The sequence below is a fragment of the Phreatobacter sp. GW821-FHT04C01 genome (genome assembly GCF_059420385.1).
The window spans coordinates 313,548-339,942 of the sequence record NZ_JBWKTP010000001.1 but is presented as its reverse complement, the minus strand read 5'-3'; the positions used below and the strand labels follow the sequence as shown (position 1 = coordinate 339,942).

The 26,395-nt window shown below is 68.1% G+C and carries 22 protein-coding genes; 12 read left to right on the top strand and 10 right to left on the bottom strand.

Annotated elements, in window-relative coordinates; translation table 11 throughout:
• The first annotated feature begins 83 nt into the window (after window positions 1-83).
• Both oxlT and AC07WJ_RS01615 read left to right on the top strand, forming a co-directional pair.
• Entirely contained in the window at window positions 84-1,397 is a 1,314-nt protein-coding gene (oxlT, locus tag AC07WJ_RS01620) for an oxalate/formate MFS antiporter (protein WP_494932780.1), read from the top strand.
• Between the two features lie 217 nt (window positions 1,398-1,614).
• On the top strand, window positions 1,615-1,974 hold the full coding sequence (locus AC07WJ_RS01615) for a YciI family protein (protein WP_494932779.1): 360 nt from the start codon (window positions 1,615-1,617) through the stop codon (window positions 1,972-1,974).
• Between the two features lie 186 nt (window positions 1,975-2,160).
• Here AC07WJ_RS01615 and AC07WJ_RS01610 read toward each other — a convergent pair whose 3' ends face one another.
• A complete protein-coding gene (locus AC07WJ_RS01610; RefSeq protein ID WP_494932778.1) occupies window positions 2,161-2,670 on the bottom strand; it encodes an Lrp/AsnC family transcriptional regulator in 510 nt (169 codons plus the stop codon).
• A gap of 95 nt (window positions 2,671-2,765) precedes the next feature.
• Here AC07WJ_RS01610 and megL point away from each other — a divergent pair, with 95 nt between their 5' ends.
• A complete protein-coding gene (gene megL, locus AC07WJ_RS01605; RefSeq protein ID WP_494932777.1) occupies window positions 2,766-3,965 on the top strand; it encodes a methionine gamma-lyase in 1,200 nt (399 codons plus the stop codon).
• Window positions 3,966-4,027: 62 nt separating this feature from the next.
• Here megL and radC read toward each other — a convergent pair whose 3' ends face one another.
• From radC to AC07WJ_RS01590, 3 genes are all read right to left on the bottom strand, one after another.
• On the bottom strand, window positions 4,028-4,741 hold the full coding sequence (gene radC, locus AC07WJ_RS01600) for a RadC family protein (RefSeq protein ID WP_494932776.1): 714 nt from the start codon (window positions 4,739-4,741) through the stop codon (window positions 4,028-4,030).
• Between the two features lie 81 nt (window positions 4,742-4,822).
• The gene (locus tag AC07WJ_RS01595) at window positions 4,823-6,277 is read right to left on the bottom strand and encodes an L-lactate permease (protein ID WP_494932775.1); all 1,455 of its coding nucleotides are present in this window, start codon (window positions 6,275-6,277) and stop codon (window positions 4,823-4,825) included.
• A 180-nt stretch (window positions 6,278-6,457) separates the two neighbouring features.
• Window positions 6,458-6,826 (bottom strand): VOC family protein, encoded by a 369-nt coding sequence (locus AC07WJ_RS01590; protein ID WP_494932774.1) that lies wholly within the window; start codon window positions 6,824-6,826, stop codon window positions 6,458-6,460.
• A 260-nt stretch (window positions 6,827-7,086) separates the two neighbouring features.
• On the opposite strand from AC07WJ_RS01590, the gene acuI reads away from it, so the two are divergent.
• The 5 genes from acuI (at window position 7,087) to olsA (ending at window position 11,648) form a co-directional block, all read left to right on the top strand.
• Entirely contained in the window at window positions 7,087-8,073 is a 987-nt protein-coding gene (acuI, locus tag AC07WJ_RS01585) for an acrylyl-CoA reductase (NADPH) (protein ID WP_494932773.1), read from the top strand.
• A gap of 89 nt (window positions 8,074-8,162) precedes the next feature.
• Window positions 8,163-8,717 carry a hypothetical protein gene (locus AC07WJ_RS01580; protein WP_494932772.1) on the top strand — a complete coding sequence of 185 codons (555 nt, stop codon included), beginning with the start codon at window positions 8,163-8,165 and terminating at the stop codon, window positions 8,715-8,717.
• A 198-nt stretch (window positions 8,718-8,915) separates the two neighbouring features.
• Complete coding sequence (locus tag AC07WJ_RS01575) at window positions 8,916-10,283, top strand: TAXI family TRAP transporter solute-binding subunit (protein ID WP_494932771.1); 1,368 nt, start codon at window positions 8,916-8,918, stop codon at window positions 10,281-10,283.
• A gap of 53 nt (window positions 10,284-10,336) precedes the next feature.
• Window positions 10,337-10,777, top strand: coding sequence for a Fur family transcriptional regulator (locus AC07WJ_RS01570; RefSeq protein WP_494932770.1), 441 nt, complete (start codon window positions 10,337-10,339; stop codon window positions 10,775-10,777).
• On the top strand, window positions 10,764-11,648 hold the full coding sequence (gene olsA, locus AC07WJ_RS01565) for a lyso-ornithine lipid O-acyltransferase (protein ID WP_494932769.1): 885 nt from the start codon (window positions 10,764-10,766) through the stop codon (window positions 11,646-11,648). The genes AC07WJ_RS01570 and olsA overlap by 14 nt, the downstream gene beginning before the upstream one ends.
• Here the strand turns inward: olsA and addA are convergent, their stop codons facing one another.
• From addA to AC07WJ_RS01550, 3 genes are all read right to left on the bottom strand, one after another.
• Window positions 11,649-15,083, bottom strand: a complete 3,435-nt coding sequence (addA, locus tag AC07WJ_RS01560) for a double-strand break repair helicase AddA (protein WP_494932768.1) — start codon at window positions 15,081-15,083, stop codon at window positions 11,649-11,651.
• Complete coding sequence (gene addB / locus AC07WJ_RS01555; RefSeq protein ID WP_494932767.1) at window positions 15,080-18,160, bottom strand: double-strand break repair protein AddB; 3,081 nt, start codon at window positions 18,158-18,160, stop codon at window positions 15,080-15,082. The genes addA and addB overlap by 4 nt, the downstream gene beginning before the upstream one ends.
• 240 nt (window positions 18,161-18,400) lie before the next feature.
• On the bottom strand, window positions 18,401-19,312 hold the full coding sequence (locus AC07WJ_RS01550) for an NAD(P)-dependent oxidoreductase (RefSeq protein WP_494932766.1): 912 nt from the start codon (window positions 19,310-19,312) through the stop codon (window positions 18,401-18,403).
• An 87-nt stretch (window positions 19,313-19,399) separates the two neighbouring features.
• Here AC07WJ_RS01550 and AC07WJ_RS01545 point away from each other — a divergent pair, with 87 nt between their 5' ends.
• Genes AC07WJ_RS01545 through AC07WJ_RS01535 form a run of 3 tightly spaced genes read left to right on the top strand, consistent with a single transcriptional unit; the run spans window position 19,400 to window position 21,365 of the window.
• Entirely contained in the window at window positions 19,400-19,948 is a 549-nt protein-coding gene (locus AC07WJ_RS01545) for a phosphonopyruvate decarboxylase (RefSeq protein WP_494932765.1), read from the top strand.
• Window positions 19,945-20,541: a thiamine pyrophosphate-dependent enzyme gene (locus AC07WJ_RS01540; protein ID WP_494932764.1), complete on the top strand. Its 597-nt coding sequence runs from the start codon at window positions 19,945-19,947 to the stop codon at window positions 20,539-20,541. The genes AC07WJ_RS01545 and AC07WJ_RS01540 overlap by 4 nt, the downstream gene beginning before the upstream one ends.
• Window positions 20,541-21,365 carry a HesA/MoeB/ThiF family protein gene (locus AC07WJ_RS01535; protein WP_494932763.1) on the top strand — a complete coding sequence of 275 codons (825 nt, stop codon included), beginning with the start codon at window positions 20,541-20,543 and terminating at the stop codon, window positions 21,363-21,365. Before AC07WJ_RS01540 ends, AC07WJ_RS01535 begins: the two co-directional genes overlap by 1 nt.
• A 113-nt stretch (window positions 21,366-21,478) precedes the next feature.
• Here AC07WJ_RS01535 and AC07WJ_RS01530 read toward each other — a convergent pair whose 3' ends face one another.
• The 3 genes from AC07WJ_RS01530 to AC07WJ_RS01520 all read right to left on the bottom strand — a co-directional run bounded on the left by AC07WJ_RS01530 (window position 21,479) and on the right by AC07WJ_RS01520 (window position 25,354).
• The gene (locus AC07WJ_RS01530; RefSeq protein WP_494932762.1) at window positions 21,479-23,458 is read right to left on the bottom strand and encodes an acyl-CoA synthetase; all 1,980 of its coding nucleotides are present in this window, start codon (window positions 23,456-23,458) and stop codon (window positions 21,479-21,481) included.
• Window positions 23,459-23,681: 223 nt separating this feature from the next.
• The gene (locus AC07WJ_RS01525; RefSeq protein ID WP_494932761.1) at window positions 23,682-24,809 is read right to left on the bottom strand and encodes an alpha/beta fold hydrolase; all 1,128 of its coding nucleotides are present in this window, start codon (window positions 24,807-24,809) and stop codon (window positions 23,682-23,684) included.
• Window positions 24,755-25,354 (bottom strand): cupin domain-containing protein, encoded by a 600-nt coding sequence (locus AC07WJ_RS01520; protein ID WP_494932760.1) that lies wholly within the window; start codon window positions 25,352-25,354, stop codon window positions 24,755-24,757. Before AC07WJ_RS01520 ends, AC07WJ_RS01525 begins: the two co-directional genes overlap by 55 nt.
• A 319-nt stretch (window positions 25,355-25,673) precedes the next feature.
• Here AC07WJ_RS01520 and AC07WJ_RS01515 point away from each other — a divergent pair, with 319 nt between their 5' ends.
• Entirely contained in the window at window positions 25,674-26,324 is a 651-nt protein-coding gene (locus tag AC07WJ_RS01515; protein ID WP_494932759.1) for a TetR/AcrR family transcriptional regulator, read from the top strand.
• Window positions 26,325-26,395 lie beyond the last annotated feature (71 nt).

Genomic DNA, 26,395 nt, shown 5'->3' with positions numbered 1-26,395 from the left:
TCTTGCGGACTGGCATAACATATACCACACTGCCCCCAATGAGCGACAGCAAGTCGCCATGAGAACACAATCAGGGGTAGGAAATGAACGATATTGCACAAGGAGGAGCGGCAGCTCCACGCGTCAGTGACAGCTACCGTTGGACGCAGCTGGCGATCGGCGTCGTCTGCATGGTGATGATCGCCAACCTGCAATATGGCTGGACTTTCTTCGTTCCGGACATCCAGAAGAAATTCGGTTGGGATCGCGCCGCGATCCAATGGGCCTTCACCCTTTTCGTTCTGTTCGAAACCTGGCTGGTCCCGATCGAGGGCTGGTTCGTCGACAAATACGGCCCGCGCATCGTCATCATCTTCGGCGGCGTCCTCTGCGGCATCGGCTGGGTCATCAACGGCTACGCGGAGACGCTGAGCGGCTTCTATCTCGGCCAGGTCATCGCCGGCATCGGCGCCGGCGCCGTCTACGGCACCTGCGTCGGCAACGCCCTGAAATGGTTCCCGGACAAGCGCGGCCTCGCCGCCGGCATCACCGCGGCCGGTTTCGGCGCCGGCTCGGCGCTGACCGTCGCGCCCATTCAGGCGATGATCCAGGGGTCGGGTTTCCAGGCCGCCTTCATCAATTTCGGCATCGGCCAGGGCGTGATCGTCGTCATCATGGCCTTCTTCCTGTACGCCCCGCTCGCCGGCCAGGTGCCGACCGTGGTCGCCAATGCCAACATCATCCAGACGCGGCGCAACTACAAACCGACCGAAGTGCTGCGCCAGCCGATCTTCTGGCTGATGTATTTCATGTTCGTCATCGTCGGCGCCGGCGGCCTGATGATCACCGCCAACCTCAAGCCGATCGCCGCCGACTTCAAGATCGACAACATCCCGGTGACGCTGATGGGCGTCACCATGACCGCGATCACCTTCGCGGCCACCATCGATCGGGTGCTGAACGGCCTGACACGTCCGTTCTTCGGCTGGGTCTCCGACAATATCGGCCGCGAGAACACCATGTTCATCGCCTTCGCGATGGAAGGCGTCGGCATCTACATGCTCTATCTCTGGGGTCACGATCCCGTCTGGTTCGTGCTGCTGTCGGGCTTCGTGTTCTTCGCCTGGGGTGAAATCTACTCGCTGTTCCCCTCGACCTGCACTGACACGTTTGGCGCGAAATTCGCCGCGACCAATGCCGGCCTGCTCTATACCGCCAAGGGCACGGCGGCACTGCTGGTGCCGCTCGCCAACTACCTGCAGCAGTCGAGCAACAGCTGGGACGGCGTCTTCCTGATCGCTGCGGGCGCCAACATCCTCGCCTCGGTCCTCGCCATCGCCGTGCTGAAGCCCTGGCGCCGCGGTGTCGTCGCCAGATCGCAGGCGGCCGCCGAAACCGCGGCCATGCGCGCCGCCTGACCTTCAGGCACTGCAACAAGGCGGGCCGCGACCCCAGAGGTCGCGGCCTTTTCTTTTGGCGGCCGTTCGGCGCCGGCTGCCCGCCAGCATCAGGCAGACTACGCATGTCATTTGTACACGGCGCCTGTCGATCCGCCGGCGGCTGGTTCGTCGGCATGATGGGCGGGACAGTGCGACGGCGATGGCGCCCGCTGCCCGGCCCCGAAGGAGTTGTCCGATGCGCTTCATGTTCATGGTCAGATCCGCCCATGCCGGGGCTCCGACACCGGCCCTCATGGAGGCGATGCACAAACTCGCCGACCGCGAGATCAAGGCCGGCCGCATGCTCGACGATGGCGGCCTGATGCCGCTCGCCATGGGCGCGCAGGTCAATGTCGTCGACGGCCAGGTCAAGGTCATCGACGGGCCGTTCGCCGAGGCCAAGGAAGTCGTCGGCGGCTATGCGATCTTCGAGCTGCCCAGCAAGGAGGCGGCCATCGCGTCCGCCGTCGAGTTCATGCAGCTTCACACCGAATTCATGCCGGGCTGGGAAGGAACCTGTGAGGTTCGCGGGCTCGCCGGCTCCGAGAGCCGCTGAGGGTTGCGTGGTGCGGGGGACGTCCGTCCATGGCTCTCGATCCGGCCGGGCCGTGGTGGTGCCCGTCTTGCGGATGAAGAGGGCGCGAGACTGTCCGGTAGCGCGATATCATCCCCTGCCGCGGTGCCATTCCGCCGGCTTCGGATTGGCGATCGGCCGGTTCACGTCGGTCGCCGGCCTGAAACATCATTTGCTTTTGAAATGCACGGGCACGGGCAAGGCGCCACCAGCCTTGTGGCTGCGCATGGCAAAGCTCGAGCGAATATCCCGGACCGCCGGTAGCGAGAGCAATCGCTGGAGAACGACCGACTCGTAGGTGGCCATGTCGGGCACGACGACCTCGATCAGGAAATCAACGTCACCCGAGACCAGGTGGCAGGCGACAACTTCCGACATCGCGAGAACCGCGTCGACGAAGGTATCAGCATTCTCATGTGAATGGCGCTCGACGCGAATGCCGGCGAAGACCGTCAGCCCCAGGCCGATCGCGGCCCGACCGAGCACGGTTCTGTAGCCTTCGATGATGCCGGCTGCCTCCATCAGTTTGACCCGCCGCAAGCATGGCGAGGGCGACAGCCCGACGCGATCGGCCAAGGTGACATTTGGCAGCCGGGCATCGGCTTGCAGCTCACGCAGAATTTTCAAGTCGATCGCATCGAGCGACATATTGGCACAACTCATCATGACGAGGCCCATATTGGGCCGATCATATCAATAATAGGCTGCTGAAATAGTGACTTTGGCACAATCGAGGGGGCGTTTTGGCATAGATTCTCCGCGAGGAGGCACCGATGCCAGACACAATGTTCGATCAGGGCTTTGCGACCCGCGCCATTCACCATGGGTACGATCCGCTGGAATATCAGGGGGCGCTCAACCCGCCGGTCTTTCTGACCTCGACCTACGCCTTCGATCGGTCCGACACCGGCAGCGAGCGTTTCGCGGGCACGGCGGAGGGCTATATCTATGGCCGCGTCGGCAATCCGACGACGAGCATCCTGGAGAGCCGGCTCGCGGCCCTCGAAGAGGGAGAGGCAGCGCTGGCGACCTCGTCCGGAATGGGCGCGTTGACCGCGGTCATCTGGACGCTTCTGAACGCTGGCGACGAGATCATTGCCGATATGACGCTCTACGGCTGCACCTTCGCCCTGCTGCATCATCAGATCGCGCGGTTCGGCATCGTCACGCGCTTCGTCGATCTGACCCAGCCGGCTGAATTGGCCGCCGCGCTGACGTCAAAGACCCGCCTCGTGATCACCGAGACGCCCTCGAATCCCAATATGCGCGTGGTGGATATCGCCGCGATCGCCGCGCTTTGTCACCGGACCGGAGCGCTGCTGCTGGTCGACAACACCTATTGCACGCCTTACCTGCAAAGGCCGATCCCGCTCGGCGCCGATATCGTCGTGCATTCGGCCACCAAATATCTCAGCGGCCATGGCGATCTCCTGGCCGGCGCGATCATCGCGCGCAAGGAGCATGTCGAGCAGTTCCGTCTCGTCGGAATCAAGGAAATGAACGGCGCCTGCATATCGGCGTTCGACGCCTTCCTGGTCCTTCGCGGACTGAAGACCCTGACGCTACGGATGGACCGGCATTGCCAGACCGCCGTGAAGCTCGCCCATGATCTGGAAGCCCACCCGGCCGTCGAGCACGTCTACTATCCGGGCCTCGACCGCCATCCACAGAACCGCCTGGCGGGCCGGCAGATGCGCGCGTTTGGCGGCATGATCGCCATGGAGCTGACCGGCGGCCTCGCTGCCGGACGCCTGTTCATGGATGCCGTTCAACTCGCGACACGCGCCGTGAGCCTGGGCGATGCCGAGACCCTGATCCAGCACCCCGCCAGCATGACGCACGCGGCCTACGCGGCCGAGGAGCGGATCCGCCACGGTTTCACCGACGGGCTGGTCCGGCTGTCGGTCGGGCTGGAAGATTACGAGGATCTGCGGAACGACCTCATGGGCGCCCTCGACCAGCTCCGGCGCTAGCAAATGCAGGCATCTATCGGATCCGGCGTCCGATAGCGGCGATCGCCAGCCGGACGCCCCCGTCAGAACAGCTGCAGCCCCTTGAAGCTGACATGGCCGTCGCGGCCGACGATGATGTGGTCGTGCACCGCGACGCCCAGGGGCTTGGCGATGTCGACGATCTGCTGGGTCATCAGGATGTCGGCGCGCGACGGTGTCGGGTCGCCGGAGGGGTGGTTGTGGACCAGGATCAAGGCGGTCGCCGACAGTTCGAGGGCGCGCTTGACCACCTCGCGTGGATAGACCGGGGTGTGGTCGACCGTGCCTTCGCCCTGCACCTCGTCGGCGATCAGCGCGTTCTTCTTGTCGAGATAGAGCACGCGGAACTGCTCGCGTTCGGCGAAAGCCATGGCGGAGCGGCAATAGTCGATGACGGCGGACCAGGACGACAGGACCGCCCGGCGCTCGATCCGGCTCTGGCCGAAACGGATCGCGGCGGCCTGAACCACCTTCAGCTCGGTGATCGCCGCGGCGCTCATGCCGTCGATCTCGGCGAGCCGCAACGCGGGCGCGGCGACCACGTCGGCGAAGGATCCGAACCGTTTCAGCAAGGCCTTGGCCAGCGGCTTGACGTCGCGCCGCGGGATGGCCCTGAACAGCACCAGTTCGATCAGCTCGTAATCGGCCAGCGCCCCGGCGCCGGCCTCGCGGAAGCGCTTGCGCAACCGCTCGCGATGGCCGTGGAAATGCGGCATCCCGGCCGCATCGGACGAAATGCTATCGGTCTTGTCGGTCATCGGCGCCCAGCCCTGCTGACCGAACGCTAATCGACACCGGGCCGTCGCTGCGTTTCCGGTCGAATACGGATGGTCGCGCCGTCACCGGCCGACGACGAAACAGGCGGCGACGATCGACAAGGCAAGGAGCGGCGCCGCGCCGAGCATCCAGGCCTTGCGGTAGACGACACGCTCGAGCTCCCGGTGTCCGACCAATGCGCATCCCATCGCGACCCGCGCCGGCGAAAGCATCGTCAGCGCGGCCGCGGCCGTGTTCTGGATCGCGGCGATCCAGCCAAGCGGAATCCTGCCATCCGCGGCGATATTTGCCTGCGAGGTCATCAACAGACCGTTGGATGCGTTGCTGCTGCCGGTCAGAAAGCCGAATGCGCCGGCGAGCCAGGGCGTCGCCACGGCGGCAAAGGGACCGAGCACCTGTCGCAGACCCTGGGCAAGCGTGGCGGCGATGCCTGAATCGGCCATGATCCGGGCGACGACCAGATAGACGGCTATGGTCAGCACCGAGTTCCGGCCATGCAGCCATAGCGTCCCGGCGGCCCGGCCGATCGCCCGCGGACGGCCCGTTGCGAGCGCCGTGGCCACGCCGACGGCAAGCAGCCAGGATCCCGGATGAAGCAGCGGCAGCCAGGCCGGGCTGTCGGCGAAAGGCCGCAGCGCGACCGTGTGGCCGAGCCAGTCCGTCAAGGCCGGAATGCCCCGGCTCGCCGCCAGGCCGGCGATCAGCGCGACATAGGGCAGGCCGACCCGCAGCGTCGACAGCCATCTCGCGCGATCCGGGCGCTCGTCACGCCAGAACTGCAGAACGATCAGCGGCCCCAGCGCCGCCAGCGCCGCGATCTCCGGCCCGAGCCGTTGATTGGCCAGGATCAGCAGCAGCGCCGCGGCGAGCACCCATGCAAATTCAATCGCCAGATCCCGGCCCGAACCTTCAAGGCCAGCCGCCGCGGCCAGCCGCCAGAACAGGGCGAGCCAGATCGCCAGGAGCGGCATGCTCAGGATGGCGCTGGACGTGCCGAGGTCGCGCGGCGCCAGGCCGGCGAATTCGGCGCCGACGAGCGTGCCGTTGGCCATGGCTCCCCACGGCACCAGGATCTGGCTGAACAGCGCCAGCACCACGACATGGACCGGCGCCAGGCCGAGGCCGCGCAACATGGCGATGGTGGCGACCTGGCCGACGCCGAAGCCGGTGGCCGCCTCGGCGAAAGGTCCCACCAGAAAGCAGGCGGCGAAGGCCCGGCGCCGCCGGTCCGGCACGCCTGTCGCCTGCGACCGGGTCTGCTCGTCGTCGCCGCCGGAGACGATTTCACGAAAGAACAAGCCGGCGAGAATCACCGCCGCGACCAGCCAGGACAGCCACAGGCCCTTCGCGGCCGCCGTCGCGACATCGAAAAGCGTCATCGGTATCGGCGCCGCCGCGAGCGCGACCAGGCTCGCGAGCACGGCGCCGCAGAGGCCGGCGCCGACCGAGCTGACGCGGCCCGAGGCCATGAGAACGCCAATGGCGACCAGCGGCAGCGACCAGAACAGATAGATCATTGGCGAATCCAGGCACGGCCGCAGAGACCATGCCGCGGCGGCGGTGAAATCCCTGGTGTCGCGGGACGTTATCGCCGAGCCGGCGCGCCCGGCAGGGCCGCCGGCGACGGACAGGCGCGGCGTTTTCGCGGGCCGACGGCAAGGCCGGCCGCGCTCCCGTTGCCCGGACGAGCCCGGCGGTCAGCGCGGCATCGGTACCGCCGGCTCCCACAATTCGATCGGATTGCCCTCGGGATCATGGATGCGACAGAACCGGCCGACCTCTGAATCCCATTCCGCGCGGGTCTCCACCGCGATATCGGCCGCCTTCAGGTCGGCCATCATGCGATCGAGGTCGTCGACCCGGAAATTGACCATCCATTGCTGGGTCGGTCGGCCGAAATAGGCCGTATCCGCGGCAAATGGCGCGAAAACCGTCGGACCGGCCTGCTGCTGCCAGGCGAGCCTGGCGATATCGTCGATGCCGAGATGCGTCTCGTACCAGGCCGCCAGTGCTTTCGGATCGCGGGCCCGGAAGAACAGGCCGCCTATGCCGGTCACCTTGGTCATGTTCGGTCCCTCCGCCAGAGGCCGCGACATCGACGCATGGCGGTCCGCCGCCCCACCGAAACGCGCGACGACGCCACCACCCGGCGTCGCATCCAAGCGTCCGAGCGCCGGGGTGTAAAGGTCAGGCAACGTCGCACCCCCGCCGTTTCGGCGCGCCGGCGCCCGTGGCGGCTGCTCAGCCCATTGGCCGGGGCCGAAGCCCCTTGCCCTGGCCGCGCCGGCGGACGACCTTGGCGCCGACACGATCAGGAGACGACGCGATGGCGACCTTCAAGGCGGTGGTGGTGACCAAGGGCGAGACCGGCACAACGGCCGCATTGTCGCGCTTCGACGAAAACGACCTGATGGATGGCGACGTCACCGTCCGCGTCTCGCATTCGACGCTCAACTACAAGGACGGGCTGGCGCTGACCGGCAAGGCGCCGGTGGTCCGCCGCTTCCCGATGATCCCTGGAATCGACTTCGCCGGCGTGGTCGAGAGCTCCGGACATGCCGACTTCAAGCCGGGCGATGCGGTCATTCTTAATGGCTGGGGCACCGGCGAGACCCATCTCGGCGCCTTCGCCGAAAAAACCCGCGTCAAGGGCGACTGGCTGGTACCGCTGCCCGCCGGCCTATCGGCCGCCGAAGCCATGGCCATCGGCACCGCCGGCTATACCGCCATGCTCTGCGTCATGGCGCTGGAGCGGCACGGCATCCGGCCGGAGCGCGGACCCGTGGTGGTGACCGGTGCCGCCGGCGGCGTCGGTTCGGTGGCGACCGCGCTGCTCGCCAGGCTCGGCTATCATGTCGTCGCCTCCACGGGCCGGCCGCAGGAGGCGGCCTATCTCACCGCGCTGGGCGCCGCCGAGATCATCGACCGTGCCGAATTGTCCAGCCCGGCCAAGCCGCTCGCCCGCGAGCGCTGGGCCGGCGGCATCGATTCGGTCGGTTCCCATACGCTCGCCAATGTCCTCGCCATGACCCGCTACGGCGGCGCGGTCGCCGCCTGCGGCCTGGCCCAGGGCATGGACCTGCCGACCACGGTGGCGCCGTTCATCCTGCGCGGCGTGTCTCTGCTCGGCGTCGATTCGGTGATGGCGCCGAAGCCGCTCAGGCTGGAGGCCTGGTCGCGGCTGGCCCAAGATCTCGATCGGAAGAAGCTCGCGACCATCACCTCGACCATCCCGCTGGAAGGCGTCATCGAGGCCGGCCGGGCGATCATCGAGGGCCGGATTCGCGGCCGGGTGGTCATCACCATCGATTGAACCGGCCCGGGTGGATCCAAGTCCTATATTAGGCGTTGCTGATGCGAGCCGGCCCGGCTCGCAGCGCTTGCCTGGGTGAGGACAGTACCATGACGCAGATTCACCGGCCCTTGATGTCCCTGCTGCTGCTCGCGGGCCTTGTCGCCGGCCTGGGCTCGCTGTCGTCCTCGCCGGCCGCGGCGCAGATCCGCATCCCCGGCGATCCCGCGACCTCGGGCGGCCCTCTCGGCCTGCCGCTCGGCGATCCCCAGCAGCAGATCTACCAGCAGCAGCAACAGCAACAGCTGCAACAGCAGCAGCGCGATTCCCAACAGTTGCAGCAGCAGCAGATCCAGCAGCGGCAGATCCAGGATCAGCAGCGATGGCAGAACGATCTGCGACGGCAGGAGCCGGACCGCCGGGTGCAGCGCTGGTTCGTGCCGGAGCCGGTCCAGGGGCGGCGGCCGTCCCCGCCGGTCACCGCGCCCCAGCGGGTACCGCCCGCCGACGCCGCCAGTTGCCGGGTCGTCGAGCGCCGCCTGCGCGGCGGCCGGGTGGTGCAGCGGCAGGAATGCCGGATCTGCAATTCCGCCATTGAGGATTACGGCGTCCTCGTCGAGGCGCGTGGTCCACGCTGCCGGGTGGTGTCTCGCCCGATGCGCTGATGCCGACACGGTGCTTCGAGGCCATGACATGCGCGTCGAAGCGCTCGACCGGCCCCGCCGGGCGGTGCCCCGTCGGCTGCGCTGACGCCGGCGCGGCGGCCGATTGTCGCGCCCGCGCGGCCCCGCCCGGGTCCGCAAAGCGCGCTATGGCCGTTGCGGCGCAAAACGGCCATCATGGACACCCGATGTGAGCCCCGTATGACCCGAACGCGCCTTGTCATTTTTGGTGTTCTGAGCGCCCTGATCGGCTGCTCGGCACTTGCCACCTATTGGGTCAACCGGCCGACGACGCTGACTTTTGCGATTGGCCCGGCCGGATCCGAGGCAGCCAAGCTGGTCGACGCCCTCAGGCTGTCGCTGGTGCGCGAGCGCTCGAGCGTCCGCCTGAGGCTGGTATCCTCCGATTCGCCCAGCGACAGCGCCGCCAAGATCGACCGCGGCGACGCCGACCTGGCGATCGTGCGGGCGGATATCGCCTTCCCACCCTCGGCCCTGGCGGTGGCGATCTGGCAGCGCAATCCGGTGGTGCTCGGCGCGCCGGCTACATCAGGCATCGAGCGCTGGACCGACCTGCCCGGCAAGACCGTCGGCGTCATGGGACGCGGCACCGGCTTCAATGTCCGGCTGGTCGAGACCATCCTGCGGGAACACGGCATTCAGCCGTCGAGCGTGCGGCTCGTCGACATCCTGCCCTGGGAAACCGGCGACGCCTTCAAGAAGGGCAAAATCCAGGCGCTCGTGACGATCGGCCCGGCGTCCGCCAAGCCGGTCGCCGACGCCATGGCCGGCCTGATCCGCGAGGCCCCCGAGGGTAAGATCACCCTGGTGCCGATCCGCGAGGCCGAGGCCATGGCCGAACGGGTGTTCTTCCTCGAATCGATCGACGTGGTCGCCGGCTCCTTCGGCTCCAACCCGCCGCGGCCGCCGGAGGGATTTCCGACCCTCGGCGTCGTGCACTACCTCGTCGCCAGCCGTAACCTGCCCGACGCCGCGGTCTCCGAGTTCACCCAGCAGCTGTTCACGCTCCGGCCCTCGCTCGCGACCCAGCACCCGGTCGCCTTCCGCATCGAAGTGCCGGAGACCGAAAAGGGCTCGTCGGTGCAGGTTCATCCGGGCGCGCGCGGCTATCTCACCGGCGAGCAGAAGACCTTTCTCGAGCAATATAGCGACTATCTCTATCTGCTGATCTTCGGCCTCTCGCTCGGCGGCTCGGCCATTGCCGGCGTGATCGGCTATTTCGGCGTCGGCCGGCGCGAGCCCGATCCCGGCCGGCTGCCGGATGTGCTGCAGCTGCTGCGCGAGGTCCGCGCCACCGACGATCCCGACACGCTCGACCGGATCGCCCAGGTCGCCGACGACATCTTTGTCGAATCGATCGAGAAATCGAAGGAGCCGGGTTTCGACGAGGGACGTTTCGCCACCTTGACCCTGGCGCTCGACCGGCTCAACGCTGCGCTTGCCGACCGCCGCCGGGCGCTCGCCATGCAAAGCGACGAGGACGGCGAGGACGATCACCGCGCCGGCGACAGCCCGGTGATCGACCGGCCGGTCGCGTCACGGGGGTGACGGACCAGACCGGTGGCGCTATAGGTTCGGGCCATCGTGGAAGGAGCGCCTCCGTGGCATCGGCGAAGACAGACACATCGCTCAATTCGATCGAGGAAGCCTGCATCGCCAAGGGCATGCGGATGACCGATCAGCGGCGGGTCATCGCGCGGGTCATCGCCTCGGCCGCAGATCACCCCGACGTCGAGGAGCTGCACCGGCGCGCCAATGCGATCGACACCAATATCTCGCTGTCGACGGTCTATCGGACGGTCAAGCTGTTCGAGGATTCCGGCATCATCACCCGCCACGCCTTCGGTGACGGCCGCGCCCGCTACGAGACCATCCCGGAAGAGCACCACGATCACCTGATCGACCTGCGGACCGGCCGGGTGGTCGAGTTCCAGTCGGAGGAGATCGAGCGCCTGCAAGCCGAGGTGGCGCGCAAGCTGGGTTACAAGCTGGTCGATCATCGCCTCGAACTCTATTGCGTGCCCCTCGATGACGAGCACTGAACTGCCGGCCGCCGAGGAGCCACCGGTCGAGGAGTTCGGCCGCGAGGGCTCGAGCCCGTTCGACACGGTGCGCGCGATCTTCTGGCTCGCCGTCCTGATCGTCGCGGCCCTCGTCCTGCTGCCGGTCCAGATGATCGCCCACGCGCTGAAGCTGCCGGTGCGGCACACCGTGCCCATGCTGTTCCACCGGGTGGCGCTCGCCGCGCTCGGCACCAAGGTGACGGTGCGCGGCGAACCGACCACCCACCGCCCGGTGCTTTATGTGCCGAACCATGTCAGCTGGATGGACATCGTGGTGCTCGGCTCGCTGGCGCCGGTGTCCTTCGTCGCCAAGTCGGAAGTCGCGACCTGGCCGGTCTTCGGTTATCTCGCCAAGCTGCAGCGTTCGATCTTCGTCGATCGCGAAAGGCGCCATGCGACGCCCAAGACCGCCGATGAGATGATCGAGCGGATGCGCGAGGGCGAGCCGGTCGTGCTGTTCGCCGAAGGCACCTCGTCCGACGGCAATCGCGTCCTGAAATTCCGCGGCGCGCTGATCGGCGCCGCCGAAAGCCTGGCCAGGGCCACCGGCGAAAGCGTCTGGATCCAGCCGATCGCGCTCGCCTACCGACGCATCAACGGCCTGCCGGCCGGCCGCCAGCATCGGCCGCGCATGTCCTGGGCCGGCGACATCGCCATGATCCCGCATGCCTGGGCCATGCTCAAGGACGGCGCCGTCGACGTCGACGTGATCTTCGGCAATCCCGTGCCCTTCGATCCGAGCGCCGACCGCAAGGCCATCGCCCATTACCTCGAGGCGCGCGTGCGCAGCCTGCATTCGGCGGCGCTGACCGGCAAGGAAGACAGCCTGCCGCCGCTCTCCTCGCTCTGATCAGGGGCCGAAGCCCTCCGCCGCCAGCGCCGCCGCGAGCGCGCCTTCGGGGACGGCCATGATGTCGGGCACGGCGGTCCAAACCAGCCAGGCCTCGATCGGGCGGTCGGCGTGGATACGCGCCAGGAGCGCGCGGTAAAGCGCCAGCTGCGTCACATAGGCTTCGGGCACCTCGGCCGGATGGCGCGGCGCCGGGTCGTTGGTCTTGAAATCGGCAATGATGATCCGGCCCGGCTCGATGATCAGCCGGTCGATCTGCCCGGACACCGGCCGGCCGTTCAGGCTGCCGGCGATCGGCACCTCGGCGCGGCTCGCGGCGGCGAACAGGGGGGCGAAACGCGGGTCGGCCAGGATGGCCGCGACACTTGCCGCGATCGTCTCGCGCGTCTCGTCGTCGAGAACCGCCTGGCGGGCCAGGAAGCGCCACGTCGCCTCCTCGCGCTTGTCGAGGGCAACATCGGGCAGGGACTGCAGCAGCCGGTGCGTCAAGGTGCCGCGCTGCAGCGCCGCCTCGCGCGCAGCCGTCGCCTCCGGCGAGAACGGCAGGCGCCGGCCCTTGCCCAATCCGGACGGCGTCACCGGGCGCGGCGGGATCGCGACATCGGGGGCCGGTCGCCGAAGCCAGCCGGGTTCCGCCACCACCGCCGGACCATCGGCCTCGGCCGGCGCGCTGCCGACCCCTTCCGATTGGCCCTCGCGCCAGCGCCGGACGGTGCCGTCACCGTCATCGGCGGGCTCTTCCACGGCTTTCCCGTCGAACGCCTGGGCGATCATGTCGTACCAGGCGTCGCTCGCGCCCCTGCCCGGCCTGGCGCCGCAAATGATCAGCTTGTCGGCGGCGCGCGTCATCGCGACATAAAGCAGCCGGCGATATTCCTGGGCCTGGCGGTCGCGGTGGTGCTCGCGCGCGTCGGCGACCATGTCGACATCGGCCTTTTTCGACGGCGACCAGACCAGATGCGGCAAGGTGCCGTCAGGCACGTCGCCGGCGGCGATCTTGAACAGTTTCGGGTCGAACTGGCCGCCCGGCTTGCTCATCGTATCGGCCAGGAAGACGATATCCGCCTCCAGCCCCTTGGCGCCATGGACGGTCATGACACGCACCTCGTCGCGGCCGAGGTCCATGTCGCGTTTCACTTCCGTGGCGCTTGCCCGCATCATGCTCAGGAAGCCGCGCAGCGTCGGAATCTCGCTTGCCTCGAAAGCCAGCGCCAGCGACAGGAATTCGTCGATCGCGTCGGCCGCCTCGAAACCCAGCCGGGCCAGGATCTGCGCCCGGCCGCCGTCGCGCGACAGCACCTGGGCGAAGAAGCTCGCCGGCGTCAGCGCCAGCGCTTCGTCGCGCCAGCGCCGGAGCCTCTGGGCATGGGCTTTGCCGGTGGCCTGGACCGCATCCCAGAGCGAGCCGGGCCGGCGCGCCGCGAGCGCCAGGAGTTCGTCCTCGCCAAGACCGACCAGCGGGCTCGTCAGCACGGCGGCCAGCGACAGGTCGTCATCCGGCGTCAGCATGCAGTCGGCGAGCGCCATCAGGTCCATGACCGCGATGTGCTCGCCGAGAACCAGGCGATCGGCGCCCGCCACCGGCACGTTGCGGTTCTTCAGGGCCCGGATCACCTGTTCGAACAGGGCGCCGCGCCGGCGCACCAGGATCAGGATGTCGCCCGGCGCGATGGCGCGGTCCTTGTCCGGCAGGTGCTCGCGGCGATCGAGCCAGATGCGGATATGACCGGCGATGCGGCCGGCAAGCCGTGCCACCGGATCGGAGATCTCCACCGCGTCGAGCGGCGCGGTCCAGGGGGACCGCTCCTCGGCCTCCTGTTTCTCGATCGGCGGCCAGAGCTCGACGATGCCGGGCGCGGTGCGGCGCGCCGCCTCGTGCGGTGCGAGCGGCCCCTGATCGGCCGACAGGCCGCGGCGCGTCGCCGGATCGTCGAAAACCCGGTCGACCGCGCCCAGCACCGCGGATGTCGAGCGGAACGAGAAATTCAGCCTGACCTGTTCGAACGGCTTGCCGGCCTGACCGAAGGCCCTGGCGAATTTCAGCCGCATGTCGGTGAACCAGGCGGGATCGGCGCCCTGGAACGAATAGATCGACTGCTTCTCGTCGCCGACGACAAACAGGGTGCGCGCCGTCTCGCGCGCGCCCTCGCCATCGGTGAACTCGGCGACCAGCGCGCTGACCAGCTCCCATTGGCCGGGACTGGTGTCCTGGGCTTCGTCGACCAGGATATGGTCGATGCCCTGGTCGAGTTTGTAGAGGATCCAGCGCGCGTCGACCCGCGCGAACAGGGCCCGTGTCTTGCCGACCAGGTCGTCGAAGTCGAGCGCGCCGCGCGCCGCCTTTTCCGCCTCCACCCGGGTCAGCACCGCCTCGGCCAGCGTCAGCAGGGCGGCGGTGCGGTCGCGCAGCGCCGCGGCCTTCTGGCGGCGCAGCAGGGCCCCGAGCCGCTCCTGTTCCCGGTCGAAACGGGCGGCGAGCGCCGGCTCGGCGTCGCGGACCGCCTTGGTCAGGATGGTCTTGCGGAGATCGCCTTCCCGCGTGAAGAAGATCGCCCGGTACTGCTCGATGAACAGCGCCGGGTCGCGCGCCGCCAGCCGCAGGCGCGCCGCGATATCGCGTTCGGTCGCCTTGGTCGACAGATGTTCGAGGGTCGCGGCGACCGACAGCCATTCCGACGGCGGCACGATCGCCGCACCGAGCGCCTCGGCGGCCAGGCTTTCTTCGTTGTCTTCGGGCGCCACGCCGAGCGCCACCCCGAGCGCGGCCATGGCCCGGTCGAGATCGGCCTCGGTGCGCACCTGGCCGAGCAGCACGTCGCGCGCATTGACCGCTTCCGACAGGAGGTCGGCCACCGTCTGGTCGGCGGCGGCGACCGAGAGCGACGCCAGCGCCCGGCCGAGCCGGCCTTGCGGATCGGCCGCCGCCTTCAGCAGCACGGCGAGCTTGGCGCGCTCGACCGTCTCGGCCTTGCCGCGATCGTCCATGACGGTGAATTGCGAGGCGACATTGGCCTCGAAGGGAAACTGGTGCAGCACCCTTTCGCAAAAGGCGTGAATGGTCTGGACCTTCAGGCCGCCGGGGGTTTCCAGCGCCTCGGCGAACAATCGCCGGGCGCGGATGATCCGCCGGCTGTCCGGCCTGACACCGTCGAGATCGCGCAGCACGGCGCCGAGCCGCTCGTCGTCGAAGCCGGTCCATTCGCCGAGCATGGCGAAGACCCGGTTGGCCATGGTGGCGGCGGCGGCCTTGGTGAAGGTCAGGCAGAGGATGGCGCCGGGCGGCGTCCCCTCCAGCATCAGCCGCACCACCCGGCGCGCCAGCACATAGGTCTTGCCGGAGCCGGCATTGGCGGCGACCCAGGCCGAGATCTGCGGATCCGAGGCCTTGCGCTGGGCGAGCGCCGCCTCGGGCGGAGCAACGAGCGGGCGGCTCATTCGCCACCTCCGCCACCGCCGGCCGCCGACCATTCCTTGACCCGCGCCAGATGGGCATAGTCGTTGGAACGGCCGCCGACGAATTGCGGGATGGCCCAGGACAGATAGCCCTGCGCCGGGTTCTCGAAGGCCGCGACCAGTTCGCGCAGCTTGGCGAAAGTCTCCGCCACCAGTTCGTCGGCACTGCCGTCGGTCATCCGCACGGGCAGGAATTCGCCGGCCGGATCGCGGCCGCCGAGCTTGGCATAGACCAGTGCGCCGATCGGCGTCTCGGCCGGCACCTCGTGGAAACCGCCGCCCTTCAGCACCGCCGCCTCCAATGCCAGCTGCGGCGAAAGCCCGGATTGGACCTGGGCGGCACTGGGCGGCTGGCCGGTCTTGTAGTCGACGATTTCAGCCATGCCGTCCTTGCGGATGTCGATGCGGTCGGCCGAGGTGGTCAGCACGAAGCGGCGACCGGCCGGCGTCTCCCATTCCAGCCGGCCCTTGATCTCGGCGTGAACGTCGAGCAGGTCGGCGCGGCGCGACCGGTCTTCCACCGCGAACCATTGGGCGATGCGGACGAAGCGCGGCCACCAGATCGCCCGGACCGAAGGATCGTCCCAATAGGGCAGGAAATGCGTGCGTCCGAGCGCCAGCAGCCGCTCGACCGGATCGGCGGGGAAACCATCGGTCCGCACCTCCTGGGTAAAGGCCGCCAGCACACCGTGGATCACCGTGCCGCGCTCGGCGGCGCCGGGAACCTCGTCGAGGCCGTCGAGCGCGCTGAGCCTCAGGACATGTTGCGCATAGATGGCATAGGGATCGCGCAGCCAGGTCTCGATCGCGGTGACCGGCAGGCGCGCCGGCCGCAATTCCAGAGGTGGCGCGGGCGAGGGCCGGAGCACAGGCCGGATCGCGGCCGGCCGGTCGAGACCATGGGTCAGGCCGAGCATGCGGTCGCCCTTGGCGACCAACCCGCGCCAGATGTCGGGCCCGAGCACCGCGGCGAGCCGCTGCAGCCAGCGCGACCGCACCGTCGGCACGCCGCCGCTTTTGGCCGCGCGCGACAGCACGACCCGGCGATTGCCCATGAGCTGGCAGAAGTCGTGGGCGGCGAGCCCGATGCGCCGCTCCGGCGGATCGATGCCGAAAGCCGTGCGCATGGCCCGGTTCAGCCAGGGGTCGAGCTTGGCCTCGCCCGGCCAGGAGCCCTCGACCAGTCCGGCCAGGATGACCGTGTCGGCATCGAGCAGGCGGGCCTCCGGCAAGCCGAGCACCCGAATGCGGGCGCCGGGGCGCGCCGGAACCCGTACCGTCTCGGTGGCGATCAAGGCATCGAAGACGCTGCAATAGTCGCGTGGCGGCAGGGCGAAGGCCGCAGCCGTCGGCCCGCCCGCCTTGGCGAGCACCGAAGCGATCTCGTCGCCACCTTCGGCCTCGGCGTCGAGGCCGAGCGCATCGAGCGCCGCGCCATGAGCCGCGGCGAAGGCTGCAAGCGGCGCCGCCTCGGCCTCGCTCAGCGCCATCAGCGGCGCCAGCGCCGTGGTGATACGGCCGAGCAGCCCGTGGCCGTCGGCGAGCGCTTCGGCGCCGACCCGGCTCGCCGGATCGCTCGGCCTCGGTGACGCCGAAGGCATGACCTTGCCGAGCTTGGCGAGATAGCCGGCAAGCCCGCCCGAGGGCCGCAGCCCGCGCAGCGTGGTCAATTCGATCGCCGCGATCGCCCGCTCGCGGCGCAGCGGATCGAGCCCTTGGTCGAGCGCCGGGTGACCGATCAGCGCCAGCAGGGTTGCCGGCGCGGGATCGTCGAAGACCAGCGCCGCGACCAGCCGGGCGACCGCCGCGACCGGCGTTCCCGCGAGCGGCCGGCCGCCGGAATCATCGACCACGACGTTCCAGCGCGACAGCTCGGCGAGCACACGCCGCGCCAGGGCCCGGTCCGGCGTCACCAGGGCGGCGGTCGAGTCCGGGTTTTCGGCGATCTCGCGCAGCACCAGCGCCACGCCGAGGGCCTCGTCGCGTTCATTGGCCGCTTCCATCACGCTCAGGCCCTCGAGCATGGCCGCGTTCGGCGCGTGAATGCCCGCCCCCCACAATTCGGTGGTCGCGGCCGGCCGCATCGCTTCCGAGAGCAGCGTCTCGCGGCCATGCGCACCTGGCGCCGCGAGGTCCCGCACCTCGTCCCGCGTCACGCCGACATGCTCGATCAGCCGCTTCAGGCCGAATTGCGGATGGCCGTGCGAGGCCGGGCCCCTGCTCCCGCCAATGGCGTCCCAGGAGGCGGCATCCAGCCCGCGGTCGAGGCCCGGCAGGATCAGCGCGCCGTTGCGATGATGGGCGATCGCCTTCAGGAGATCGCGGGTCGCCAGGATCGAGCCGGTCGAGCCGGCGGCGATGATCGGTCCGGGCAGGGCGGCCAGCCGGACGGTTTCGGCGGCGATCAGCCGGTCGCGCCTGACCGCCGGCTCCTCCAGCCCGTTGGCGGCGAGATGCGCCGGCCAGGCTTCCGTGGCAATGGCGAGGAAACTGCGCGTCATGGTCCAGAACGTGTCGAGGCCGGTCTCGACGATCCGGTCGAGATTGGACCAGGGCACCCGCTCCGTTTCGACCTGGTCCATCAGCCGCATCAGGTCGGCGGCCAGCGCCAGGGCATCGCCGGTCGAGGCCGAGACGATCAGCGGATCGGCCGGCGACAATTTCATCACCGCCCGGTCGACGCTGGCCGCCCAGGCGCGCACCAGGCCGGCCAGCGTCAGGCGCCGGTCGAGCGACGCCATGGCCGGCCCGATCGCCGCCAGGCCCAGGGTTTCGAGCGGGTCGGGATCGGCGAAATCCCATTCGTCCTCGTCGATGTCGCCGATCGGCGCGATGCGCGGCAGCAGCAGGGCGTGGTCGGTTGCGACGTCGAGAAAGGCGTCACGCATGGCCCGGCAGGCACGCCGGTTCGGCAGCAGGATGGTGCCGGCGGCAAGCGACAGGGGATCGCCCCGGTCCGGCCAGCCGGTGATGACGGCACCCTCGATGATCGCCCGCGCCAGGGTCGCCAGATGCGGCCTGGAGGCGGGAATCGTCAGGACGTGAGGTTTCGACGGCATGGTTCAGTGGTGCCGCTTCGAAGCGTCCAGGGCAAGCCTTCACGACGTCGACGGCGTCGATCGGGAAAAGCGAATGGGGATGAAGCGAAACGCGCGGTGCGCGCAAAGCCTCTCCCGCGAACGCGCGGGAGAGGGTTGATGCCGCGGGTTGATGTCCGTCCGCGGGAGAAACCGAACAGCGAATTCGGAAGCACCGACACTTTCCCCATTCGCCACTCGCTCGTCACGATTCGCCCGTTTTCACGCCGGCGGCGTATAGCCTTTCGGCAGCCGCGCCCGTTCGATCTGGGCCATGTCGCAGAGCACGTCGACCATCGCCGAGAAATCGTTCTGGCCGTAGCCGCGGGCGCGGGCCGTCGAGAAGGCTTCGCGCGCGGCGGCCGCCACCGGCAGCGGCACCCGCGCGCTATTGGCGGCCTGGACGATCAGCGACAGGTCCTTGTGCGCGAGATCGATGGTGAAGCCCGGATCGGTATCACCCGCCAGCACCTTGTTCGGCCAGTTGACCTTGAGCTGGCCATTGGTCGCGGTGGTGCCGTAGAGCACGTCGAGCGTCTTGGCGAGATCCAGCCCGAAGCGCTGCGACAGCGACAGCGCCTCGGCATTGAGTTGGCACAGGATGATCGCCAGGTAGTTGTTGACGAGCTTCATGCGCGTGCCGGCGCCGGGTCCGCCGCTGTGATGAATGGTCGTGCCCATGGCCTGCAGCAAAGGCAGCGCGCGAGCATAGTCGGCGTCGTCGGCGCCGACCATGAACAGGCTCTGGCCGCGATCGGCGTGCCAGGCGAGCCGGCCGACCGGCGCATCGACCGCGGTCATGCCGCGCGCGCGCGTTTCGGCATGCAGCTTGTCGGTGGTCTCCGGGTCGATCGTCGACATGTCGAGGATCATGGTGCCGGGCTTGGCATGGTCGAGCACGCCGCCGGGCGCCAGCACGACCTCGCCGACCTCCTTGCCGGTCGGCAGCATGGTGACGACGATGTCGGACACGGCCGCGATCTCGGCCGGTGTGCCGTGCCGGGCGCCCAGCGTTTCGAGCGCCGTCACCGGCGCCTCGGCGACGTCGTGCACCATGAGCGAAAAGCCCTTGGTCTGCAGGTTGGAGGCCATGCCCCGCCCCATCCGTCCGAGCCCGATGAATCCGATCGTCATGCCTGTCCTCCCAAGGGAACTCTTGTTTCCGATCGCGGCGGACGCCATCGTGAGCCGCCTCGACGTCGAGCGGAGCCTATCCAGCGCATGAACGCCTTGCACCCCCAACCGACGCATGTCTCGCCCGCCGGCTGGCCGGGCGACATCTTCGCCGCGCTGAAGGCCGCGGGCGTGCGCCAGGTCGCCTATGTGCCCGATGGCGGCCATGCCGAACTGATCCGCGCGGTCCATGCCGATACCGCGATGATCGGCATTCCCCTGACCACGGAGGAAGAGGGCGTCGCGCTGATGTCCGGCGCCTGGCTCGGCGGCGACCGCGCCTGCCTGCTCATGCAGTCCTCCGGCGTCGGCAATTGCGTCAACATGTTCTCGCTGATCCGCAACATGGGCGGCCCGTTCCTGACCTTCGTGACCATGCGCGGCGAATGGGGCGAGTTCAATCCGTGGCAGGTGCCGATGGGCACGGCGACGCCGGAGGCCTTCCGGCTGATGGGCATTCACGTGCTGCGCGCCTCTGAGCCGCACGAGGTCGGACCGACGGCCGCCGCCGCCATCCGCATGGCCTATGAGGGCGGCAGCGCGGTCGCCGTCCTGCTGTCCCAGCAACTGATCGGCGCCAAGGTGTTCGTGAAATGAGCGACAACCGCAGTCCCGGCCGGCTCGACCGCCGCGCGGTGGTGGCCCGCCTGATGGCCGATCGCGGCGACCTGGTCGTCGTCACCGGCCTGGGTTCGCCGACCTATGACGTCGCCGCCGCCGGCGACCATCACCGCAATGTCTATCTCTGGGGCGCCATGGGCGGCGCCGCCGTCTGTGCTCTCGGCCTGGCGCTGGCGAGGCCCGAGACGCCGGTCGTCGCGGTCACCGGCGACGGTGAAATGCTGATGGGCATGGGCTCCTTCGCCACCATCGCCATGCAGCAGCCGAAAAACCTGACCGTCGTCATCCTCGACAACGGCCTTTATGGCGAGACCGGCGGCCAGGCGAGCCATACGGCGATCGCCGATCTCGCCGCGATCGCCCGGGCCTCGGGCATCGCCGATATCAGGGTGGTCACGACCATGGATGCGGTCGAGAACCTCGCCGCCCGGGTCCGGACATCGGGCCAAGGCCCCTGTGTCGCCGTGGTCAAGATCGACAGCGCGGAGACCGAACGCGTCTTGCCGACCCGTGACGGCCACGCGGTACGGATCAGGGTGCGGCAGGCCCTCGGCCTGTCGGTCGACTGATGCTGTCAGCGGATGAACTCGAGCGCTATGCGCGCCACATCGTGCTGCGCGAGGTCGGCGGCCCCGGGCAGCAGAAGCTCGGCCGCGCCAAGGTCCTGGTCATCGGCGCCGGTGGGCTCGGCGCGCCGCTGCTGCTTTATCTCGCCGCTTCCGGCCTCGGCACCCTCGGCATCGTCGACGACGACGCGGTGTCGCTGTCCAATCTGCAGCGCCAGGTCATCCATGGGACGCCCGATCTCGGCGTGCTGAAAACCGAAAGCGCGGCCGGTGCCATCCGCCGGCTCAACCCCCATGTCGAGGTCGTCGCCCATATCACCCGGCTGACGCCGACGAACGCCCGCGAACTGGTGCGCGGTTATGACCTGGTCGCCGACGGCTCGGACAATTTCGCCACCCGCTACGCCGTCTCGGACGCCTGTTTCCACGAGGGCAAGCCGCTGATCACGGCCGCCGTCGGCACGTTCGACGCGACGCTCACCACCATCCGGGGCCACGAGAAAGCCCCTGACGGCGCACCCAATCCGACCTATCGCTGCCTGTTTCCGGATGCGCCACCGCCCGGCACCGTGCCGACCTGTTCCGAAGTCGGGGTGCTCGGCGCGCTCACCGGCATTGTCGGTTCGATGATGGCGCTCGAGGTGATCCGGGAAATCGTCGGTTTCGGCGAAGGCCTGGTCGGCCGCCTGATGATGCTCGACCTGCGCGACATGCGTTTCGAGACGATCCGCTACCGCTGGGACCCCGACAATCCGCTGAGCGGGACCGGCGGGCTGACACCCGGCGATCGCGGGGAGCACTCGCGCTCGCCGCTGGGAGGGACCTGAGCCCGCCGTCGAAATCTCGCACGGGAACGTCCTCTTCACCTCTCCCCGCCGGGCAGAGATGGGCATCGCGGTTCCGGCGCGAGATCTGCAAGGGGAGCAAGCCGGGCGTCGGCTCACTTTGGCCTTTCGGCCAGCGGACCCGTCACCTGATCCAGGTCAATTTGGAATGTGAAGGCCGCAAGGGCAGCGCGAGCGGCGACCTTGCTGTCGGCAGCCGCCACGATGTGAACGACCGTGCCGCGCCGCGGGTCGTCATGGGCGGTCGCATCGACGAATCTTATTCCCGCGCGATCGAGGGTGTCACGCACCACCCGGGTGACTTCGATCAGCCTCAAGCTCGGCTTGTGTATCTTTCCGACGGTGGTCAGTGGCATCGACTGAAGCACGACCACCTCTTTGGGGACCGCCGCGCGCTCGCCGATCAGCGCGGCGGCATGCGCCAGGAGCGCCGGCCCGTCCGCCCCGGCGCCGGCACGAAGCTGGACGAAGGCCATTGGCACCTCGCCCGCGTGGATGTCGGGCCGGCCTACGGCCGCGGCGAGAGCGACATCGGGATGGGCGTAGAGCGCTTCCTCGATCACCGAGGGATCGATATTGTGCCCGCCACGGATGATGAGATCCTTGGCGCGACCGGTCAGCCACAGATAACCGTCGCCGTCGAGGCGTCCGAGATCGCCGGTGTTGAGCCATTTGCGGCCATCGGCCCGGTCGATCCAAAGGCCGATATTGTGGCGATCGGTCAGGTAGCCGGAAAACACATTTGGCCCTGCGATCGCCACGACACCGATCTCATCGACATCAGCGTCACGCAGGAAAGCGCCGTTCGCGTCGAGAACGAGCGTGCGGATCTCCTGGCACGGCAGTGGGAGACCGACCGATCCGGGCCGGCGGTCGCCATCGATCGGATTGAGCGAGGCGCCGCAGGCGCTCTCGGTCAGGCCGTATCCTTCTGAAATCGCGACGCCGCAGGTTTCCTCGAAGCGCTGCAGCAATTCAGCCGACAAGGGCGCCGCCCCGCAGATCGCGAAGCGGAACGACGACAGGTCGAAACCGTCGCTCGGATGTTCCAGAAGTGCCGCGAGCAGCGTCGGGACGCCGCTGAACGCGGTGATGCGATGGTCTTGGACAATCTCCCAGAAGCGCGGAATGAGCCCTGGGGTGCGGAAGCCAGCCGGAGTGCCGAGAACAACCGACGCGCCCTGGAGGAAGGGCATCAACCCCGTCACCACCGCCGCGTTGACATGGAACAACGGCAGTCCGCAGAACAGGATCGACTCATGGGTCAGCGCCGGGCCGATCATCCGAGCCGCCATCCAGGCATTGGCGATGACCTGCGCGTGGGTCCGAACCGCGATTTTCGGGAGTCCGGTCGTGCCGCCGGTACAGAAATAGGAAGCGGTATCATCGGGAACGATGCGGCGGCCGCTGACCAGATGGTCGGCCGGCATCGACTGCAGCGCGCCGGCAAAATCGTGGATTTCCACGCCTGCACGCAGCGAGGCCGGAGTGCCCGTCGTCCCGGCCTCCGTAGTCTCCCCGATCACGATCATATGCTCGATCGCGACGGCTTCAGACACCGCCGAGACCGCCTTGACGAAGAGCTCGGAGCCACTCCCGAGCGTGACCAGGACCTTGGCACCGGCAGCGTTCAGCAGCGAGACAAGCGGACCTGGTTCGAGCATGGGGTTCAGCGGCATCACGACGCCCGCCGCTTCGGCGCCCCACAGGACAAGGTGTGTTTCGGGCAGATTGGGCAGCAGCATCGCCACCACGTCCCGCGAGCCGACGCCCAGGCTCGCGAAAAGATTGGCCGTCCGTGTCACATCCGCGAAGAGCTCGCGGTATGACATGCGGCGCACGTCCCGATGGGTGGCCACGTCGCGGAAACTGGCAAGTGCCGTCTTGCCGCCGTGGCGCTCGGCCGACCGCCGCAGCAGATCATAACTGCTCGAGGGCAGGTCGGCGGGAAGGCCTTCGCGTCCGGCTTCGATCACGTCATTCAGCGTGAGGATGGTCGGCGGGCGCGTGAATCCCGCCTCGGCATTGCCGATCCCGACAATCGCACCTTCAATCGCGGACGGCTTTTCCACCATTCCTCTCCCGTAACTCTCAGTGTTGGTGGGCGGCAGAACGGGATCGGCTTGAACGGGGCGCGGGCCGCGATCGCCGCATCCACGGCGGATTCCTGTTGATCGTTGGCGCGCGATCGCCTTCTTCGCCGCCCCTCCCGCGGACACGGTGGCGGGGGGTGCAAGCCAGTTTCAACCGTAAACCTCCGTCCGCTCCGGAACGCAACGCTCCGAAGCGGACCGGCGGCTATTTGCCGAGCGCTGGCGGCAGCCAGCCCATGATCGCAGCCATGACTTCGGGGAATTTGCTCGTGCCGCAATGCCCGGTGCCGGGGATCAGGCGGACCACCGTATCGCGGCGTCCCTCGAACACGAGCGTATCGTGCTGAGGGACGTGAACGTCGTCGGCGCCGTTCACGATCAGCATGGGCGCGTTCAGATCCTGATCCAGCAATGGCCGCAGCGAATAGGCTTGGTTGTCGTCGGAAAGCGCCTCGGCCGTGGGGCGGCTGTCGAAACCGCGCGCATTGGACACGATGTCGAACATGCCGAATTGGAACGTTCGTCCCGGAGCGAAAGCCGCCTCGACCGGGCCGCCGAGCACGACGGCGGCATCGACCTTTCCAGCCAGGCCAGATTTCGCCGAATAATAGCCGCCCATCGAAATGCCGACATGCGCCACCTTGCTAGCGCCCGTGCGGCGGGCTTCCGCAATCAGTCCGTCGACGATCTCGGCGCCCCCGTCATGGGTCATGGGAACGCGCGACTCGCCGGTTCCCGCGATGTCGAAAGCCATGATGCGGCCGATCCGCATCTGGGCCAGCCCAACCAGCACGCCATGGATATCCATCTTCCAGCTATCGACGCCACCGCTCACCAGAATCGTCGGCGCGTCGGCGGGTAGCCCCTCGGCGGCGAAGATATGAACCGGCAGCGGCGTGCCGCCGCCGCGATAGGGCAGATCGAGAACCCGCCGTTCGAAGCCGACCGGGAAATCGGGCGCCGCCAGCAGATACTGATCGCGCTGGTTGGCGAGCGCTTTGCGCATCGCATCATTGGCAAGGGTCGGAAACTTGGCCCAGCCATAGGCCATGGCCGCCATGCGAGGCTGGCCGCCATCGGCATAGCGCTTCGCCAGCGTTGACCATTCATGCGACCATCCGCCCCTGGCGTCGGCCCACATCTCCGTGACGACCGACTGCACGGCGTCGACATCGGCGGCCGGCAAACCCGCGCTCAGCATTTGCGGGCGCCGCTCGAAGAACAGGTCCGCTGGGTCGATAGGCCATTCATAAGACATGTCTGCGGTCCTTTCGTGTGTCAGAGGAGATCGTCCGCAAAGCGGCCGTCGATCAAAATGAACGCCATGCGGCATGGCCTGTCCGAGCGATTGACCCAGGCGTGATTGGTGCCGCGCTGAACAACGATGTCGCCGGCCCGCGCGACGACCTCTCCCTCGTCCAGCAACATCACGATCTCGCCGTCCAGAACGATGCCGTAATCGACGGTTTCGGTGCGGTGCATGAGGGGGTGACGCTTGCCGGCGCCTTCCGATTCGAGCGAATGGCTGCCGCCGAAAGCAGCGAATGCCTTTCGTGCTTCTTCCGCCGTCATGTCGCGATGGCCCGGCCGGAATTCGATGACGCGAAGCCTGGTCCCGTTCGGCGGCGGATTGAGCGTGATTGCCGTCCCGACGGGTTCTTCCGCGCCGCGCCGGATCGGCGCCGGCGAAGCCGCGGTGTTCCACACCTCGTGGAAGACGGCCCCGAGTTCGCCGCCGACGTCGAGAACGGACGGCGCCGGCCCCGCCGTCACGACGATGGAGCGTCCCTGGTCGTCATGCCCGGTGACGATGCGCCGAAACGCCCCTGCGCCCGGCGATTTCTCATCGGCTTTCTTCTGGTTCTTCATCGCATTCATGGCGACACCTCTCTCGGACGTTGAAGTTGAGCGAGACCACGACGCGTCGCCGCATCGCCACGCGCCGGGATTGCGCACCAAAGCTCTGACCGGCCGATCAGGCGTCGCGATCTTGTTCAGGGGAATGCCGCGTCCGCGCCGGCCCTTGGGCGGGCAAGCCGGGAGCGCGGATGAGACGGCGGCGTCGCGAGGACGGCGTCCGCGCCGTCGGCGCCATTGTTTTCGTCATCGCCGCCTCCTTGGTATATATACTCCTGACCCACAATTGGACTGTACGTACGTCCAGTTCTTTTGTAAAGAGCATAAGCGGAAGATTGTCATGGCCAGATCATCGGAAAAGGCGTCCGGCGGAGCACGGGCCGCGGTGCTGGACGCGGCGGAGGAGCTCTTCGCAAAGTCCGGCTTCGATGGCGTCCCTGTACGGGAAATCGCCAAACGCGCCGATGTGGGCCTCAGTCTGGTGACCTATCACTTCGCATCGAAGGAGCAGCTTTTCGAAGAGGTATTCGCGCGGCGCTCGGATGATCTCGGCGCCATGCGGCGACAGCTCCTGGGTGAGTTCTCCCGTTCCGGCAGCAAGGATCTGCGCGCGTTCGTCGAAGCCTTCACCAGGCCCTTTCTCCACTATATGACGTCGGGCGACGCCGGCTGGAAGAACTACGGTGAATTGGTCGCGCAAGCCGCGCAATCTCCGAAGCAAGCCGCGATGGTGACCAAATATTATGACGATACGGCAAGGCAGTTCGTCGAAGAGCTGGATCGGCTTTTCGGCATGGGGAAATCCGAGCAGGCGGTCAGGGCGCTCGTCTTCGGCATATCGGTGATGCTGAGCGTCTTCTCACCCATCCGGCGCGTGGAATCGCTGTCGTGCGATCGGTTCTCCAGCACCGATTTCAACGCCGCCTATCCCTTCATGCTGGATTTCATTTGCGGCGGAATCGAGCGGGTCATGGCGAGAGCCGAAGGTTAGCGGCCCGGTGCGCCGCCAACCCGCTCCCACTGAGGCGAGCCCCGTGACCGGCGGCGCCATTGCGGAAAGGT